Source organism: uncultured Veillonella sp. (genome assembly GCF_900545205.1).
Lineage (GTDB): Bacteria > Bacillota > Negativicutes > Veillonellales > Veillonellaceae > Veillonella.
Genome location: NZ_UQYC01000009.1, coordinates 17443 through 35133, shown reverse-complemented (window position 1 = coordinate 35133; position 17691 = coordinate 17443). Strand labels below are relative to the sequence as shown.

At 39.2% G+C, this 17691-nt stretch carries 19 protein-coding genes and 1 pseudogene; 1 reads left to right on the top strand and 19 read right to left on the bottom strand.

The genetic code is table 11. From position 1 onward, the window contains the following. The 18 genes and pseudogenes from eno to nth form a co-directional block, all read right to left on the bottom strand. Positions 1-183, bottom strand: a pseudogene (eno, locus tag QZR70_RS01885) (phosphopyruvate hydratase); the annotation flags it as partial. A gap of 115 nt (positions 184-298) precedes the next feature. Then, positions 299-1825: a 2,3-bisphosphoglycerate-independent phosphoglycerate mutase gene (gpmI, locus tag QZR70_RS01880; RefSeq protein WP_295792703.1), complete on the bottom strand. Its 1527-nt coding sequence runs from the start codon at positions 1823-1825 to the stop codon at positions 299-301. Positions 1826-1838: 13 nt separating this feature from the next. Then, a complete protein-coding gene (tpiA, locus tag QZR70_RS01875; protein WP_295792701.1) occupies positions 1839-2609 on the bottom strand; it encodes a triose-phosphate isomerase in 771 nt (256 codons plus the stop codon). A gap of 1 nt (position 2610) precedes the next feature. Continuing rightward, entirely contained in the window at positions 2611-3789 is a 1179-nt protein-coding gene (locus QZR70_RS01870; protein ID WP_295792699.1) for a phosphoglycerate kinase, read from the bottom strand. Positions 3790-3803: 14 nt separating this feature from the next. Next, a complete protein-coding gene (gene gap, locus QZR70_RS01865) occupies positions 3804-4814 on the bottom strand; it encodes a type I glyceraldehyde-3-phosphate dehydrogenase (RefSeq protein WP_005386278.1) in 1011 nt (336 codons plus the stop codon). 58 nt (positions 4815-4872) lie between these two features. Then, positions 4873-5898 (bottom strand): sugar-binding transcriptional regulator, encoded by a 1026-nt coding sequence (locus QZR70_RS01860; RefSeq protein ID WP_295792698.1) that lies wholly within the window; start codon positions 5896-5898, stop codon positions 4873-4875. A 209-nt stretch (positions 5899-6107) separates the two neighbouring features. Then, positions 6108-6734: a uracil phosphoribosyltransferase gene (gene upp, locus QZR70_RS01855; protein ID WP_295231092.1), complete on the bottom strand. Its 627-nt coding sequence runs from the start codon at positions 6732-6734 to the stop codon at positions 6108-6110. 174 nt (positions 6735-6908) lie between these two features. Beyond that, on the bottom strand, positions 6909-8141 hold the full coding sequence (glyA, locus tag QZR70_RS01850; protein WP_105089322.1) for a serine hydroxymethyltransferase: 1233 nt from the start codon (positions 8139-8141) through the stop codon (positions 6909-6911). A gap of 45 nt (positions 8142-8186) precedes the next feature. Continuing rightward, a complete protein-coding gene (rpiB, locus tag QZR70_RS01845; RefSeq protein ID WP_227720191.1) occupies positions 8187-8624 on the bottom strand; it encodes a ribose 5-phosphate isomerase B in 438 nt (145 codons plus the stop codon). A gap of 11 nt (positions 8625-8635) precedes the next feature. Then, positions 8636-9082: a low molecular weight protein arginine phosphatase gene (locus QZR70_RS01840; protein ID WP_295792696.1), complete on the bottom strand. Its 447-nt coding sequence runs from the start codon at positions 9080-9082 to the stop codon at positions 8636-8638. A 112-nt stretch (positions 9083-9194) separates the two neighbouring features. Further along, positions 9195-10226: an L-threonylcarbamoyladenylate synthase gene (locus QZR70_RS01835; RefSeq protein WP_295792695.1), complete on the bottom strand. Its 1032-nt coding sequence runs from the start codon at positions 10224-10226 to the stop codon at positions 9195-9197. 1 nt (position 10227) lies between these two features. Next, positions 10228-11097, bottom strand: coding sequence for a peptide chain release factor N(5)-glutamine methyltransferase (gene prmC, locus QZR70_RS01830; protein WP_295792693.1), 870 nt, complete (start codon positions 11095-11097; stop codon positions 10228-10230). After that, on the bottom strand, positions 11090-12172 hold the full coding sequence (prfA, locus tag QZR70_RS01825; RefSeq protein WP_295792672.1) for a peptide chain release factor 1: 1083 nt from the start codon (positions 12170-12172) through the stop codon (positions 11090-11092). The genes prmC and prfA overlap by 8 nt, the downstream gene beginning before the upstream one ends. Positions 12173-12174: 2 nt before the next feature. Next, on the bottom strand, positions 12175-13080 hold the full coding sequence (locus tag QZR70_RS01820; protein WP_295792670.1) for a DUF1385 domain-containing protein: 906 nt from the start codon (positions 13078-13080) through the stop codon (positions 12175-12177). A gap of 57 nt (positions 13081-13137) precedes the next feature. After that, positions 13138-13335, bottom strand: a complete 198-nt coding sequence (gene rpmE, locus QZR70_RS01815) for a 50S ribosomal protein L31 (RefSeq protein ID WP_004696185.1) — start codon at positions 13333-13335, stop codon at positions 13138-13140. A 79-nt stretch (positions 13336-13414) separates the two neighbouring features. Next, positions 13415-13684 carry a YdbC family protein gene (locus QZR70_RS01810; protein ID WP_005386267.1) on the bottom strand — a complete coding sequence of 90 codons (270 nt, stop codon included), beginning with the start codon at positions 13682-13684 and terminating at the stop codon, positions 13415-13417. Positions 13685-13798: 114 nt separating this feature from the next. Then, positions 13799-15238 carry a hypothetical protein gene (locus QZR70_RS01805; protein ID WP_295792667.1) on the bottom strand — a complete coding sequence of 480 codons (1440 nt, stop codon included), beginning with the start codon at positions 15236-15238 and terminating at the stop codon, positions 13799-13801. 1 nt (position 15239) lies between these two features. After that, positions 15240-15875, bottom strand: coding sequence for an endonuclease III (gene nth / locus QZR70_RS01800; RefSeq protein WP_295792665.1), 636 nt, complete (start codon positions 15873-15875; stop codon positions 15240-15242). A gap of 123 nt (positions 15876-15998) precedes the next feature. Here nth and QZR70_RS01795 point away from each other — a divergent pair, with 123 nt between their 5' ends. After that, complete coding sequence (locus QZR70_RS01795; protein ID WP_295210629.1) at positions 15999-16268, top strand: DUF896 domain-containing protein; 270 nt, start codon at positions 15999-16001, stop codon at positions 16266-16268. Positions 16269-16330: 62 nt separating this feature from the next. Here QZR70_RS01795 and QZR70_RS01790 read toward each other — a convergent pair whose 3' ends face one another. Further along, complete coding sequence (locus QZR70_RS01790) at positions 16331-17578, bottom strand: aminotransferase class I/II-fold pyridoxal phosphate-dependent enzyme (protein ID WP_295792663.1); 1248 nt, start codon at positions 17576-17578, stop codon at positions 16331-16333. Positions 17579-17691 lie beyond the last annotated feature (113 nt).

The following is a 17691-nucleotide window of genomic DNA, read 5'->3' as shown; positions in this document are numbered from 1 at the left end:
ACCGGAGTAACGGGATTTATCTCCATCCCGTAATTCTACGGCTTCAAACATACCTGTGGAAGCACCAGATGGAACAGCTGCTGTAGCAATAGTGCCATCTTCTAAACATACTTCAACTTCAACAGTTGGGTTACCGCGGGAATCTAAAATTTCTCTTGCAATGACTTGTTCAATTACTGCCATTTCTTCACCTCATAAAAATCTAATGGGATAACTGTCATGCGACAGATATTATATATTGAGCAAAACCATATAGGTTATAACTCTAATTAACTATAAATATAGTGAAAGCTCTATATTATGCTTTTTTTACCAAACTATGACCAGTCATGGATTTTGGTTGTTCTATGCCAGCCAAGTCTAATAATGTGGGAGCAATATCACATAATTTACCAGATTCTAATGTAGCCGATTTTAGAGTATCACTCATTAAAATTAACGGTACCAAGTTCGTTGTATGTGCTGTATGCACCTTACCTGTTTCATGGTTAACCATGAGCTCTGCATTGCCATGGTCCGCCGTAATCAACAAGTGGCCATTCTTACTGCGTATAGCCTCTACGATGCGATCTAAACAAGTATCTACTGCTTGAACTGCTTTAACAGCCGCTTCAAAGCTACCTGTATGACCGACCATATCTGGGTTTGCAAAATTCAAGATAATCATGTCATACGTTTCATCTTGAATGGCTTGTACAACCTTATCAGTCACTTCATAAGCGCTCATCTCAGGTTGTAAATCATAGGTTGCCACTTGAGGAGTTTTCACGAGAACACGATCCTCGCCTTCAAATGGTTCCTCTTTACCGCCGTTGAAGAAATACGTCACATGTGCATATTTCTCTGTTTCAGCAATACGCAATTGACGATAGCCACCTACACTGAGTACTTCGCCTAATGTTTCTGACAAGATGTCCTTTTCGTACACAATATGTACTGGCAAGCCATCTTCATATTTTGTCATAGTCGCCATATACAAAGATAGTAGTTCACGGTTAAAACCATCAAATTCTGGCAATACTAAAGCTTTTGTAAGTTCACGTCCACGGTCTGGACGGAAGTTACAGAAGATAACAGCATCACCATTCTTGATAGTTCCTTCAGCATCAATCACTGTCGGAAGAACAAACTCATCAGCTGCATCTTTATCATAGGATTGTTGTACCGCTTCACAAGCTGATGCGGCTCTTTCACCTTGACCATGTACAATGGCATTGTAAGCAAGTTCCACACGGTCCCAACGATTATCTCGATCCATTGCATAGTAGCGACCACTTACGGTGGCAATTTTACCACAGTTTAGTTCTGTCATGTATGCTTCTAAATCTTTGATATAACCTTGTGCACATTGAGGTGCTACATCACGCCCGTCAAGCAGTGCATGTACATATACATGTTCAATACCATTATCATGTGCACCCTTGATAACTGCTTTAATATGTTCTAAGGAACAATGTACATTACCATCAGATACTAAACCAATAACGTGTAAGCTTTGTTTTTTTGCTTCATCATATAGTTCACGCATGACAGGACGATTATAAAACTCGCCAGATTCAACGTCTTTAGTGATACGAGTTAAATCTTGGTACACAATGCGACCAGAGCCCAGGTTTAAATGGCCAACCTCAGAATTCCCCATTTGGCCTTCTGGAAGGCCTACCGCTAGTCCTGATGCTTCTAATTTTGTATGTGGATACATATCCCATAATTGATTAAAACAGTGCGGCTTCGCCTGTACTACAGCATTGGTTGTATCTGATTGATCTCCCATACCAAAGCCATCTAAGATGACTAGCATTACGGGAGCCTTTAATTTAGCCATTTTTAACCTCATATTAAGCGCCTATTTGATTCGCCGCTTTAATAATATCAATAAATTCATCAACAACTAAAGATGCGCCACCTACGAGTGCCCCATCAATATTAAGTTCTCCTAGGATTTCGAGAGCATTTTCAGATTTAACACTACCACCATATTGGATACGCACAGCATCAGCAGTCTCATCATCGTATAAAGAGCGTATGTAATCGCGAATTTCTTTACATACTTCTTCAGCTTGATCAGCAGTTGCTGTTTTTCCTGTACCGATAGCCCAAATTGGTTCGTACGCAACAATCAATTGGCTAACTTGTTCTTTAGGAACATCAACCAAAGCACCTTTAAGTTGAGATGTAATCCAGTCAAGAGTATGACCGGACTCACGTTGTTCTAAACTTTCACCAACACAGACAATAGGTGTCAAATTATGATGGAATGCACTTTTAATCTTTGCATTTACAGTCTCATCTGTTTCACCATAATATTCACGGCGTTCAGAGTGACCAATGATAACATAATTGACGCCTACCTCTGTAAGCATAAGAGGTGAAATTTCACCAGTGAATGCACCAGCATCATGATAATCCATGGTTTGTGCGCCTACTTCAATCGCTGTATCACGCGTTAATGCTACAGCACGCTCAATAGCTGTGAAAGGCGGGCAAACAACTACATCACAGGATAATTCCATATCTTGTAACACGCTGTTAAACGCTTCGATCAGAATAGATCCAGACGCAATGGTGCCATTCATTTTCCAATTTCCTGCAATAATGGGTTTTCTCATATTATGCCTCAGACAATGCAGCAATACCTGGTAGGATTTTGCCTTCTAAGAATTCCAAAGATGCACCGCCACCTGTGGAGATGTGGCTAATCTTATCTGCTAAGCCACTTTTTTCAATAGCCGCTACAGAGTCGCCACCGCCAACGATAGTCATCGCATCGGATTCAGCTACGGCTTTTGCTACCGCATTTGTACCAGCTGCAAAGTTTTCCATTTCAAATACGCCCATAGGACCGTTCCAAATAATAGTCTTCATTGGCGCCAATGCTTCTACATAGAGTTCGCGAGTTTTTGGACCAATATCTAAGACCATCCAGCCGTCTTCAATTTGATCAACGTCCACGATTTTAGTATTCGCATCGTTGCTGAAAGCATCAGCTACTACAGCATCAATAGGTGTCAATAATTTAGCCCCTGCTACACGTGCTTCCATAACAAGGTCTGTAGCGATAGCTTCTTGACCTTCTTCAAATAAGGAACTACCGATGTTACAACCTTGTGCTTTAATGAAAGCATTAGCCATGCCGCCGCCGATAATCATGACATCAACTTTAGGTAATAAATTAGAAATTACAGAAATTTTATCTGTTACCTTAGCACCACCGATGATTGCTGCCATAGGTGTTTTAGGATGTACAACCGCTGCACTTAATGCTTCAATTTCTTTTTTGAGCAAGAAGCCTGCTGCCATAGGAATATAATCAGCAATACCAACTACGGATGCTGCATTACGGTGAGAAACACCAAACGCATCGTTGATAGCTACATCAGCAAGAGATGCTAATTGTTTAGCAAACTCAGGGTCATTTTTAGTTTCTTCATTGTGGTAACGCAAGTTTTCAAGCATCAATACATCGCCAGGTTGTAATGCTTTTACAGCTTCTTCAACCTTAGGGCCAATGCAGTCATCTACGAATGCTACTGGTTTATTGATAAGCTCAGATAAATGTTTTGCACATGGTGCCAAAGACATTTCCGGTTTGCGTTCCCCTTTTGGACGACCAAAGTGAGAAGCAAGAATAACCTTTGCCCCTTTTTCAATTAAATAATTGATAGTAGGTAATGCACTACGAATACGAGTGTCATCAGTGATGACACCGTCTTTCATAGGAACATTAAAATCAACACGAACAAATACTGTTTTGTTGTCTACTTGTAAACCATCGATTGTTAGTTTCATCAAAGCCTCCCGGATTATAAGCCTTTGCTTGCTACGAATGCTGCCATATCGATAAGACGTTCAGAGTAACCCCATTCGTTATCATACCAAGAAACAACTTTTACCATGTTGCCATCCATAACCATGGTTAAATCAGCATCAACAATGGAGCTGCGAGGATCAGAGCTGAAATCACAGGATACCAATGGTACATCGGATACACCAAGAATACCTTTTAATTCGCCAGCTGCTGCTTTGCGGAATGCTTCATTGATTTCTTCTTTAGTAGCTGGTTTTTCAAGTTCGCAAACAAGATCTGTAGCAGATACATCTGGAGTAGGAACGCGCAATGCGAAACCGTCTAATTTACCTTTCAATTGAGGCAATACTTTTGCAACCGCTTTTGCTGCACCAGTTGTTGTAGGAATGATAGACATTGCTGCTGCACGAGCACGACGAGGGTCTTTATGACGTGCATCAAGAATTTTTTGGTCATTTGTATAGGAATGAATTGTAGTCATCATACCACGTTTGATACCGAATTCATCGCATAAAACTTTAGCAAATGGAGCCAAGCAGTTTGTTGTACAAGATGCATTAGAGATAATGTGATGTTTTGCAGGATCATACATATCTTGGTTAACGCCCATAACCATAGTTAAGTCTTCGTTTTTACCAGGTGCAGAAATCAATACTTTTTTTACAGTAGGTTGATTCAAATGAACTTTTGCTTCTTCTGCGTCACGGTATTTACCAGTACATTCCATAACGATTTCAACGCCTTCTTCAGACCAAGGCAATTTAGAAGCATCGCGGTCATGGAATACGCGGATTTTTTTACCGTCAACATAGATATTGTCATCATCAAATGTTACTTCATTAGGGATTGTGCCATGAACAGAGTCATATTTTAACAATAATGCAGTACCTTCATTATCGCCAGTAGCATTGATTGCTACAACCTCTACGTCAGGATTATTAATCGCTGCACGTACTACACATTTACCAATACGACCAAAACCGTTAATACCAACTTTTACTGCCATTGTTAGATCCTCCTAATAACAAAAATATTCTAACAAAATATTTAACTACTAACTTCATTTATAATGCTGAAATTTGTAACAATTGACGCATGCCTTCTGCAGCTTGCTCATCGATGATTAGTATGCCTTTTTGACAAGCTCTCATAACACCTACAATAGCACTCGATTTATCTTGTCCACCAGCCACAGCGATCACATTTGGAATTTTTGCAACATCTGGAAGTGATAAACCAATATTATTAGTGGAATAAATCAACTTACCATCTATATCGCAATATTGACCAAGAGCTTCGCCAACAGCATGATTATCTACTAACTGCTTACGCACATCATCAGCTATATGGCGTTGATCCGCCATTCTCATAGCTGTACCAATACCAAACAAGAGTACGTCAGTCCTACTAATAAGATCACCAATTTCCTTGATTTGAGGTTCGCAAGTCATGAGCATATGCAATGAGTCTTGTGAAAGTCCATCAGGCAAATGGAGCATTTTATAGGTACCGCGAAGCCGTTCAGCAAGTACCGAAGCAATTACGTTAGCTTGATATTCTACAACCTCACCAACGCCACCACGGGCCGGTACAACAATAGGATTAAATGGTAATACAGGCATTTCCTCAGCTACTGCAGCCATTGTACTACCACCACTGATAGCGACTACAAAGTCAGGCTTTAATAACTCCTGTAATAACTTTACTGCTGCAAAGCCAAGTTTTTTCACCATCAACGTACCTTCTGTAGGAGTGATGATAACCCTATCGATATGAAGCGCTTCAGTCAATCGATGTTCTAGCTCGTTAATACGATCTAATTCATTTAAAAAATTTCGCAACTTTGGAACAATTGCATGTCCCTCATCAGTGAGAAAAATCCCTGGTTTATAAATGTCTACAAGACCATTAGCACGCATTAGCTCAATATGACTTCTTACGGTTCGCTCTGGAAGGTCCGTTGCAGTAGCTAATGTTCTACGGCCTATAGGCTCTTCATAAACTAGGTGGTTTAATATTTTGTATCGCTCCTTTAATACACTAACGATTTCAGGAACAATACGTTCACATATCATTAGAAACTCGTTCATCGGGTCCCTCCTTTACCCGTTGGGATTGTATGAATCGTTTTTCGTCCCATGTGAACAAAATTCGTCCCACCTAAAATAAAAAAATACTTTTACATTTGTATTGTATACCCTATGTAGATTTTATTCAAGACTTTATACGTAGAAAACGACATAATTTAGGGATTTTATACAACTTTGTACCTAAATTATGTCGTTTGTATATGTTTATTTTATTTTGTACCGAAGATACGGTCACCAGCATCGCCTAAACCAGGCAAAATGTAACCATGATCATTAAGTTTTTCATCAAGAGCCGCTACGTAAATAGGAACTTCAGGATGTTCCTTATTTACTGCTTCCACACCTTCAGGAGCCGCAACAAGACACATTAATTTAATGTTTTTAGCGCCTTTTTCTTTTAGCAAGGTAATAGCTGCTGCCGCACTACCACCAGTAGCGAGCATTGGGTCTGTTACGATGAAGTCGCGTTCACCTACGTCAGAAGGTAACTTGCAGTAGTATTCTACTGGTTTTAATGTTTCTGGATCACGATATAAGCCGATATGACCAACCTTTGCAGTTGGAATCAAGTTAAGCATACCATTTACCATACCAAGACCAGCACGAAGAATTGGAATAATACCCAATTTTTTACCTGCAATACGTTTGCCAGTCATTTTAGTTAAAGGTGTTTGAACCTCTACATCCTCTAATGGTAAGCTACGTGTAATTTCATAGCCCATCAACATCGTAATTTCATCCAGTAATTGTCTGAAATCTTTAGAGCCTGTTTCTACATCGCGCATCAATGTAACTTTGTGTTGAATCAATGGATGTGTCATAACATTAACTTTCATGACTGTCCTCCTATAATACAATATACGTACCCTATTGGTATCCATATAACTTTCATAATTACTCTATCACAGAATCATAAATCATGCCATAAAAATATTAAAAGGAATGTGATAATACACATCCCTTTTATCGTATTTAAGCCTTATGTAATTTTAATAAGATTAATCCAAAGATTAGTACAATGGATACGCTTCGCAAAGTGCTGCTACGCGTTTGCTTGCTTCTTCATGAACTGCTTTATCTTCAGGATTTTTAAGTACAGTTGCAATGATATCCGCAATTTCTTCCATATCTTTTACTTGTAAGCCACGTGTTGTAAGCGCTGGTGTACCAAGACGGATACCGCTTGTTACAAATGGGCTAGCAGGATCGAATGGAATTGTATTTTTATTACATGTAATACCTACTTCATCAAGTAAATGTTCTGCTTCTTTACCTGTTAAACCAGTATTGCGTACATCTACCAACATAACGTGAGTATCTGTACCACCAGAAACGATTGTTAAGCCTTTTTCTTGCAATGCAGCAGCCAATGCTTTTGCATTATCGATAACTTGTTGTGCATATACTTTGAACTCTGGTTGTAATGCTTCACCAAATGCAACCGCTTTAGCAGCGATAACATGCATCAATGGACCACCTTGAATACCAGGGAAGATTGCTTTATCGATTGCTTTAGCATATTTTTCTTTGCAAAGAATCATGCCACCACGAGGACCACGCAATGTTTTATGAGTTGTGGTAGTAACGATATCAGCATATTCTACTGGGTTTGGATGTAAACCTGCTGCTACAAGACCAGCAAAGTGAGCCATATCTACCATGAAGATAGCATCAACTTCATGAGCTACATCAGCCATTTTTTTGAAGTCGATTTGACGGCTATAAGCACTACCACCAGCAATGATCAATTTAGGTTTAGCTTCTAATACGATTTTACGGAACTCATCATAATCGATTTGTTGAGTTTCTGCATCTACACCGTAAGGTACTACGTTGAAATATGTACCAGATACGTTAACTGGAGAACCATGAGTTAAGTGACCACCATGGGACAAGTTCATACCCACAATAGTGTCGCCTGGTTGTAATAATGCGAAATACACGCCAAAGTTTGCTTGAGAACCAGAGTGAGGTTGTACGTTTGCATGTTCTGCACCGAACAAGCGTTTTGCACGTTCAATAGCTAATGTTTCGATAACATCAACATTTTCACAACCGCCATAATAACGTTTACCAGGATACCCTTCTGCATATTTGTTAGTCAATACGCTACCTTGAGCTTCCATTACTGCTTGAGAAACAAAGTTTTCAGAAGCGATCATTTCTAATTTATCGCGTTGGCGTGCTAATTCTTGATTGATAACAGCTTGAATATTAGGGTCTTGTTTTTCTAAGAAACTCATGAGTATCCTCCTCGTGCAAAACGAATATATATAGGTAATGATGTATTATTTCTCTAATGCTTTAATTTTCTCTACCCGGCGTGCGTGACGACCACCTTCGAACTCTGTTTCCATAAAGATGGCTACAATATCGTTAGCTAGGCCAGGACCAATAACGCGTTCCCCCATAGTGAGAATATTTGCGTCATTATGTTCACGACATGCATGAGCAGAGAATGTATCATGACAAAGAGCAGCGCGAATACCTGCAATCTTATTTGCTGCAATACCGATACCAATACCAGTACCACAAATCAAAATACCTCTGTCTGCTTGACCAGATACGACTGCATTTGCCACAGGTACAGCAATATCAGGATAATCGCAAGAATCAGCCGTATGACAGCCAAAATCCTCTACTTCATGTCCCAATGCATTTAATAATTCCTTAACGGATGCTTTTAAATGTAATCCGCCATGATCACAACCGATTGCAACTTTCATAATTTCATCTCCTACGCCTTCTGAGGCACTGATCTAAGACCAGCCTCTACTAAGTGATAAATTTGTTCCGCACATTGATTATATACGGTTTGATCAAATCCATATGGGTCCGTAACATCACCATCTTGACCACCCCACTCGGAAATCGTTTTGATTTTACCTTCCTCAAACGGGAATTGTCGAAGTAGTACAGATTTGTGATCTTTCGTCATACCAATGATAAGATCTGCTGCATTCACGAGTTCCATTGTCAATGGTCTCGATTCATGATCAGAAATATCTGCAATGGAACGGATAGCTTCAACGGCTTGTTCAGTTGGCTTTGCTCCATAGGCGGCAAATAGACCCGCTGATACAGTCGTCACATCCTTATGTTGCTCCGCTGCAAGGGCCCGTGTAATACCTTCAGCCATAGGGCTACGGCAAGTATTACCGGTACACACAAATAAAATATTCATAATAACATCCTTACTTAATCACATTTTGTGATTACTTTATACATTATAGCAAATTCATCCAATATGTAAAGACATATTTCTATTATCAGTGGACATTTTTATGCTAGTAAATTTACTTATAAATGATATGGTGACTAGATGCCTTTTCCATACGATTCATAATAGCAACGCCAAAACCATCATCATTAACACCTTCTGCTAAGATTAAGGTAACATGATTTTCGTTAAAATGTAATAGGCTTTTGTAAAAATCATGGCCTAATGATAAGGCATCACCATAATGACCAAAACAATGACACATAAAGCGTGTATCCCCTTTAATCAGATCATACGTTTCATGACTGACCAAACAACCGATAGGACCTTCTATACCTTCTGAAAGCTCCTTAAACGTAGATGCTATGACCTCTGGATTACCTACAACAACTGTCATAGGTGCATCAGGCGCATAATGCGTATACTTCATACCAGGAGCCTTAGGCTTAGTGGTAGCATTAACTAGAGCAGTATCATACTCAACAGTAGCCACAACATTTTCAAGTTGAGCTTTTGTAATTCCGCCCGGTCTCAATATAATGACCTTATCATCATGTACTTCCACTACAGTTGACTCTACACCAATCGTACATGGACCAGCATCTAAAATGTAGGAAATACGGCCATTCATATCATGGTAAACATCTTGTGCCGTTGTAGGACTTGGACGACCAGATATATTTGCACTAGGAGCCGCTACAGGTACACCAGCGCGTTCTAATAATGCACGGCATACCTTATGATCAGGGCAACGCAATGCCACGCGAGGTAATCCACCAGTAGCACGATCTGGCACTAAATCAGATTTAGGCAATGTAATCGTTAATGGCCCTGGCCAAAACGTATCCATTAATAGTTGTGCCGTCTTTGAAACCGCTGTTACCAAAGGTTTTATACTTTCACTATTAGGAACATGCAAAATAAGGGGATTATCTGAAGGACGACCTTTCGCAGCATAGATTTTATCCATTGCCTCTGGGTCAAGGCCATTAGCACCGAGTCCATATACAGTTTCTGTAGGAATGGACACCAATTCGCCATTACGTAAAGCGCGAGCGAGCATATCTAGTTCTTGTTCTGATGGATTTGTAATAATTTGAGTATCCATATTATCCCTCATATACTGCGGTTACAACACGGTTATTACCACCAAGATCAGCGATACACTGAATGTTGGAGTAATGACCAGCTTCTTTTAATAAAGCCTTTACCTCTTCTGCTTGATCGTAACCTATTTCAAAGGCTATACGGCCTTGTGGTTTTAAATATGTTCCACATTCTTTAGCTAAAATACGATAGAATTCTAATCCATCTTCACCACCAAACAAAGCAATATGAGGCTCATTTAATACATCCTGAGACAATAATTTAGCATCCCCTGTACGGATATATGGTGGATTCGATACGATGAGGTCAAACTTTTCAGCTTTACCATCTAAGGCAGAAAACATATCAGACTCTAACAATTGAACACGATCATTTAAGCTAAATCTTTCACTATTTTCCTCAGCCACTGTCAAGGCATCCGTAGATATTTCAAGACCTACACCACACGCATTCGGCAAATAGTGTAATAGACTGAGTAATATCGTACCAGGGCCCGTACATACATCAAGAATACGTACCTCACTATCTTTTGCGTACGTACCTAGTACATGCTCAATTAAGGTTTCCGTATCAGGTCGTGGAATCAACACCTTATCATTAACCTTAAAGGTCAATCCCATAAAGTCCTTTTCCCCAATTATGGCCGCTACACAATGACCCTTGGCCCGTTCTTGAACGAGAGGTCTAAAAGCATCGAGTTCCTCTTGAATAAGCGGTTGGTCATAATGAGTATATAGATAAATACGATCCTTGCCTAAAACGTGAGAAAGCAGTACTTCCCCATCAAGTCGAGGTGTATCCATCTCCTTGCTTTGAAAGTACTGCTCTGTCCACTGGAGAATACGACCGATTGTCCAAATCTCCTTATACATTTGTATTAGCCTCCTGCATTTTTGCCGCTTGGTCAGCAGCATTTAAGGCTTGAATGATTTCATCTAAATCGCCATTTAAAATAGCATCTAATTTATACAATGTTAAATTAATACGATGGTCTGTTACGCGGCCTTGAGGGTAGTTATAAGTACGAATACGTTCACTACGGTCACCAGTACCAACTTGGCTCTTACGGTCTGCTGCCATGCTAGAAATAGCCTCTTGTTCAGCTTGGTCTTGCAATTTAGCACGCAATACACGCATAGCTTTTTCACGGTTTTGTAATTGAGAACGTTGGTCTTGGCATGCCACAACAATACCAGAAGGTAAGTGTGTAATACGAACAGCAGACTCAGTCTTATTGATATGCTGACCGCCCGCACCACTAGCACGATATGTGTCGATTTTTAAGTCTTTTTCATTAACTTCAATATCAACATCTTCCATCTCTGGTAATACAGCCACAGTAACGGTAGACGTATGAACACGGCCCTGTGTTTCTGTAGCAGGTACACGTTGTACGCGATGTACACCAGATTCAAATTTCATCTTAGAATATACATTTTCACCATCTACAGAGAAAATAACCTCTTTAAAGCCACCTAATTCAGGCTCATTGGCATCGATAATCTCACAACGCCAGCCTTGGCTTTCCGCATATTTTGTGTACATACGGAACAAATCGCCTGCGAATAATGCCGCTTCATCGCCGCCAGCACCACCGCGAATTTCGATAATGATGTTCTTATCATCATTAGGGTCTTTAGGCAATAAAAGAATTTGCAACTTCTCTTCTAATTCCTCTTTTTGAGGTTTTAGATCTTTCAATTCCTCTTGTGCCATTTCGCGGAATTCTTCATCCATGGATTTATCTTCAATAACTTCCATAGCTTCATCAATACCAGCTAATACTTTTTTATAAGTACGGAATGTTTCAACTGTTTCAGATAATTGAGCATGTTGACGTGTTAATTTACGCCACTCATCTTGGCGCGCAATCACTTCAGGGTCACTGATGCGCTGCTCCAGGTCCATAAATTTATCTTCAATAACTTGTAATTTATCTACTAGCATGTTTATTCCTCTTCATAAGCATCACTCTCAGGAGGGCGAACCTCTTCAAGAGCACGTATAGCTACTTCAATTTGATCATCTTCTGGTTCACGTGTGGTCATGTATTGTAATGCAAGACCAGGTTTAATAAGAGCTTGCACCAAGGAATGCTCACTACGACCAGCAAGACGAATAACCTCGTACGCAATACCTGCCACTACGGGCATAAGAAGTACGCGGCTTACGATACGTTCTAACAAATTAGGCCAACCTAAAAAAGCAAATACAAAAATACTTACAACCATAACGATAAGTAAGAAATTTGTGCCACATCGCGGATGTAAGCGACTTTGTTTGCGAACGTTTTCTACAGTGAGAGGCAAGTCTAATTCATAAGTATGAATCGTTTTATGCTCTGCCCCATGATATTGGAAAACTCGTTGAATATCCTTCGTAAGTCCAATCCCCCAAATATAGAGTAGGAAAAGTACTAAACGAATGACACCTTCAATGAGATTTAATACAACATGATTATCCTGTACACCAGGAATAAATTTTACGATAAATGTAGGCAATGCCAAAAATACAGCTATCGCAAAGATGGTGGAAATAACCATTGTAATGGCAATTTCACTATTAGACATTTCTTCCTCTTCATCACCAGCGGCCTTAGCAGAGAAGGACAAGGCCTTCATGCCAATTAGAATGGATTCATAAAGAGCTACACAGCCCCGAAGAAATGGTTTTTTCAAAATTGGATATGTGTCAGCAATAGATTTTGTAGGCTCTTTTTGAACTACAATGGTTCCCGCTGGTTCTCGTACAGCTGTTGCTGTAACGCCAGGGCCCCTCATCATGACACCTTCGATCACAGCTTGTCCACCGACAAACTTTTTAATACGTTCTGTGTTCACAAGAGCTCCTCTCATAAACAAATAGAGGCAGAGCTCATAGCCCTGCCCATAGATGCTACATTACATGACAAATTATTTGCCGTAACGTTTGTTAAATTGTTCAATACGACCACGAGCTTGAGCTGCGCGTTGTTGACCAGTGAAGAACGGATGGCATTTGGAGCAAACGTCTACACGAAGGTCTTCTTTTACAGAGCCAGTTTTGAATGTGTTGCCACAACCGCAAGTTACTGTAGCTTCTTTATAGTCTGGATGAATACCTTGTTTCATTCTATACACCTCTTTCCGACAATCAATATTATTCTTATAGATTATAGCATGACACTTGTACAAATGCAAGTTACCAATACTATTCCTTGGATGCTTGTTTTTCTTCAATAGACTCAGCTAGAATGGTCTCTAAGTCACTTTCATTAAGGATATCACGCAATGCGATGAGCTCCTCTAAAGAAAGGGTAATACCTTTCTTCATGCTTGTATATTCACTATCCCAAGCGCGAAGGTCAAACTTAGGATTATATTTACCCCAGCTAGTACATGTTAATTGTTTTTTCCAACCGTCTTTATCTTCAGATAAAGTACCGATAACTTTGAAGATTTCAAAATTAATAACTGCCATGAGTCAGTCCTCCTTTCTTACACATCTGTGTAGTATGTTTCATACCTACTATATTTAGTAGTTCATATTTTTTAGGATACGATATATTTTAAACTAAATACTGTACTTTTACAATTAGTTTTTATAATCGCTATAGTCTTCAATATCTATAGAGGTAGTAGGAGGCATTACTTGAGCACCTAATTCATCTACCGTAGATTTCCAATTTGCTGTTGCTTCTGTAACAGCCTTAATATAGGCTTCATCAGCATCCTGTACAGCTGAAATTAATTGGGCTTCATTATTAACATCTAATACGCGACGACGCACGCTACTAAGCATATAGCCGAAGGACTCATCTGTTTGAACAAGCATGGAAATTTCTTGGATCAATGTTTGTCCAGTAGTGCTACAGAAGTATGCATACCACATATATGCCAATTCAGCATCTGGGAACATCCAATAAATATCCTCTGCTGGTGCCTCTGTAGTAATATCTACATCTACATGATCCGCATAGCGTTTAAATGTAAGGAAATATGCGCCACTTTCAATGAGAGCATTACGGCCTAATTCTGAAACACGGCTATCGATACAGTAAATACCATCTTGACCTAAGGCTACATCAGTTTGACCGCCTGGCAACAAAATAGAGCGTAAAGACAAACCATAATTTAATACTGTGAAAACAGGTAATTGAGCAAATACGCCATGAGGCAATGGAATATAGTTAATTGTTTTCCACTCATCCCCTACGCGTTCACGAAGGCCAACGCGCATCTTTTTAACATCGTATTTACCATATACAATTTCATAAGCCCCTAATGGTGTCCATTCACGAATAGCTTCTACACGCTTTTGATTCAAGAAGAATTGCAACGCCATATTATTTAAGCCCAATTGGTTTTGTGCCATTGTAGCAGGTAAGAATAATTGTGCAGTCCCTTCTGGAACAAGATTATGTAGTCCATTTGCCACTTCTTCCACAATATCTTCAGAAGATTGGAACATGCCAACTGTACCTGTAAAGATATGATCAAAATAGCTACGATGAGGCCATTGATTAATAATTTGCGCCATCGGATATAAACGTGTCAAAATGCTATAGCACACAGGAGACGCCGTATAAAGAACGACTTTTTTATCTTCATAAGATTGAAGAATCTCTTCCACCATACCTGCATATTCTTCTACATAAGCATAAAGAACGAGTTCTCCCGTTTTGCTATGAGCTTCGATACTTTCACGAACAGGAGTTTCCCAAATAGTGCCTACATCGAGACCATCCAAGATACCTGTATCACTAATGAAATCAAATAATTCAACTCTAAAGGATGGACCATATAGAGCTTGGAATGTATTCAAATCATATGGAACAGGACCAAAAGACTCGACTGTGGATTTTTCTGCTAACGCATATAAATCATCTGCCGTTACACCCCACTCACGAGAGCTAGCATTACTAGAAATCAGTTGATCTAGTACTTTAAAACGCATTAACTCATTTACAATATCAATCCCCTCAATGCCATGAGTCGCACAAAGGGCAATAAATTCTTCGTTATTTACTTTCATATTAAACCTTTCCAGCTGAAGGACATAAATGATTTAAAAAACATTCTTCACATAATGGCTTACGAGCCTTACATAATTTACGGCCATGATAAATCAACCAATGATGCGCTGCAGCCCAATCCTCTTTAGGAATAGCCTTTTGCAGCTTTTTCTCCATCTCTTCCGGCGTTTTTGCAATACCCAATTTTAATCGATTAGCTACGCGGAATACATGAGTATCTACAGCAATCGCTGGCGTACCAAACAATACGGATACAACTACGTTGGCCGTTTTACGACCAACACCAGGTAATTCTACAAGTTGATCAAATTCGCGTGGTACCTCACCATGATATTGTTCTACCAAAATTTGACAAGTGGCAATCAAGTTTTTGGCTTTAGATTTATAAAGGCCACAGTCCTTAATCAGAGTTTCTAATTTGGTAACCCCAATTGCTAACATCTTAGCCGGATGATTTAGTTCAGGAAATAACCGTTTAGTAACGATATTAACTCTCTCATCCGTACATTGTGCAGATAATACGACTGCCACTAATAATTCAAATTCATTTGTATACTCAAGGGCAGGTTTTGCATCAAAATAATGCTCTTGCAATAATTTCAATTGCTCTGCCTTTATTGCTTTTGTTACACGCATATAGCTCTCCTTTCTCACTTGTGAAAGTACAGACGCGTACAACTTATATCTTACCATACGTATTCATTTAGTTCTATGTTATAATAAATCATGTTATTCTAATATAGAATACAGGAGGTCAATATGAGCAATATTAACGATACATTAAAGCGCATAAATGAACTAGCAGCAAAGAAAAAATCTGGGCAACAACTCACACCAGAGGAATTAGCAGAAAAAAAAGAACTTTATGAAATTTACTTAAGCTTTATTCGAGGCCAAATCACAGATACATTGGACCGTGTTGAATTCGTGGATCCTGAAACAGGTGAACGTACAGCTCCTAAACGTGCGCTCGAAAACTTGGCTAAAAAAGCTGACCAAGACATTAAAGAACATAAAGATATTCACTAATATAGCAAAAAGCCACTTGATACAAGTATCAAGTGGCTTTTTGTATAAGTTTTAATTATCTATTATAATTTGCCGAGTCGTTTCATAGCATTATAAATTTTTTCAGCAAGGCCTGTCATTTGGAATTTAGGAATGCCACATGCTGCAACGCGAATACCGTTAGCTAAAGCAATAACATAAATATGCTCTTTCTTCAATTCTTCACAGATAGCATTAGCAGAATCTGTAGGAATTGTAATGAAGAAGCCTCCACGGTATGGCAACATAGGAAGACCTACTTGTGCAGCCTCTTGTTTGAAGATATCTGCACGATCGCGGATTAATTGATAGTAGCTATTGCGTTCAGCTTCATATTCTTTAAACTTAGCTGGATCAGCCACAATATTTGCCATTGTACGCATTGCTGGACGACAAATATTAGACCATGTAGCACGGCTAGTAGATTTGTTGATTTCTAAGAATTCATCAGCAATTTCTTCGTCATCAGAAATACCAATCAAAGCCCCTACACGTTGACCATACATAGTAAAGCCTTTAGACAAGCTATAGCAAACACATGTAAGAATCTCTTTTGGCAAATGACTAAATTTACTAAAGAATGAACGAACCTCTTCTTTTTCACCAGAGTAATCAAGGTAAGCCACATCAATGCCGATGATCACATTATTGCGACCAATAGCAACGAGTTCTTTTAAGAAGTTAAGAATGGATTCCCAGTCTTTATCTTCAATTGAGTAGCCTGTTGGGTTATTACCAGGTGTATTAAACAAAATTACCACATTTGTTTGTTTAGCAGCTAATTCATTTACACGATTTTGGAACGCTTCATGGTTAAAGTTATTATGTTCATCAAATAAAGAATACGTAACAAGTGTACGACCTACATCACTGCAAATTACACGATAGGCACCCCAGTACCAATCAGCAGTCAACACTTCATCACCAGGTTCTGTGTAGTTATGAACTAAGTGATGAATACCGCCAGTACCACCTGCAGTAGCAATACTACGGATATGACCTTCTGGACGAGATTGTCCAAAGCATTCTTTCTCTGCAGCAGCAAGGAACTCAGGTACACCTGCAATCGGTGCATAGCCAATATGTTCAGAGTCAGGAAGACTTAAATATTCATCTTTAACGGTTTTAAGGAATACTAATTTACCATCTTCATCATGAATCGCACCTAATGTACCGTTAACAACGTTCTCACGACCATTTTCTTTAGCATCAGCTTGGGCTTGGCCAGCAGTTACAAAGATTACATCTTTAAGTTTTTTCCCTTTTGCATGCTTTGCAGCAACACTTGTCATAACTTACACCATCCTATCTAAAATGAATTATTACATATTTATCATACCTAAACTTATTTAATTATACAATGAGTATTTAGAAAATATATTGTATACATAAGAAATAATACTAA

Coding starts and splice junctions, on each gene's coding strand:
- gpmI (WP_295792703.1), bottom strand. CDS start 1,825: ATGGCTAAATTAAAGGCTCCCGTAATGCTAGTCATCTTAGATGGCTTT.
- QZR70_RS01790 (WP_295792663.1), bottom strand. CDS start 17,578: ATGACAAGTGTTGCTGCAAAGCATGCAAAAGGGAAAAAACTTAAAGAT.
- QZR70_RS01840 (WP_295792696.1), bottom strand. CDS start 9,082: ATGAATATTTTATTTGTGTGTACCGGTAATACTTGCCGTAGCCCTATG.
- QZR70_RS01870 (WP_295792699.1), bottom strand. CDS start 3,789: ATGAAACTAACAATCGATGGTTTACAAGTAGACAACAAAACAGTATTT.
- rpiB (WP_227720191.1), bottom strand. CDS start 8,624: ATGAAAGTTGCAATCGGTTGTGATCATGGCGGATTACATTTAAAAGCA.
- QZR70_RS01805 (WP_295792667.1), bottom strand. CDS start 15,238: ATGAAAGTAAATAACGAAGAATTTATTGCCCTTTGTGCGACTCATGGC.
- QZR70_RS01835 (WP_295792695.1), bottom strand. CDS start 10,226: ATGGATACTCAAATTATTACAAATCCATCAGAACAAGAACTAGATATG.
- prfA (WP_295792672.1), bottom strand. CDS start 12,172: ATGCTAGTAGATAAATTACAAGTTATTGAAGATAAATTTATGGACCTG.
- QZR70_RS01820 (WP_295792670.1), bottom strand. CDS start 13,080: ATGAGAGGAGCTCTTGTGAACACAGAACGTATTAAAAAGTTTGTCGGT.
- QZR70_RS01810 (WP_005386267.1), bottom strand. CDS start 13,684: ATGGCAGTTATTAATTTTGAAATCTTCAAAGTTATCGGTACTTTATCT.
- gap (WP_005386278.1), bottom strand. CDS start 4,814: ATGGCAGTAAAAGTTGGTATTAACGGTTTTGGTCGTATTGGTAAATGT.
- QZR70_RS01860 (WP_295792698.1), bottom strand. CDS start 5,898: ATGAACGAGTTTCTAATGATATGTGAACGTATTGTTCCTGAAATCGTT.
- tpiA (WP_295792701.1), bottom strand. CDS start 2,609: ATGAGAAAACCCATTATTGCAGGAAATTGGAAAATGAATGGCACCATT.
- upp (WP_295231092.1), bottom strand. CDS start 6,734: ATGAAAGTTAATGTTATGACACATCCATTGATTCAACACAAAGTTACA.
- nth (WP_295792665.1), bottom strand. CDS start 15,875: ATGCGTGTAACAAAAGCAATAAAGGCAGAGCAATTGAAATTATTGCAA.
- prmC (WP_295792693.1), bottom strand. CDS start 11,097: ATGTATAAGGAGATTTGGACAATCGGTCGTATTCTCCAGTGGACAGAG.
- rpmE (WP_004696185.1), bottom strand. CDS start 13,335: ATGAAACAAGGTATTCATCCAGACTATAAAGAAGCTACAGTAACTTGC.
- glyA (WP_105089322.1), bottom strand. CDS start 8,141: ATGAGTTTCTTAGAAAAACAAGACCCTAATATTCAAGCTGTTATCAAT.
- QZR70_RS01795 (WP_295210629.1), top strand. CDS start 15,999: ATGAGCAATATTAACGATACATTAAAGCGCATAAATGAACTAGCAGCA.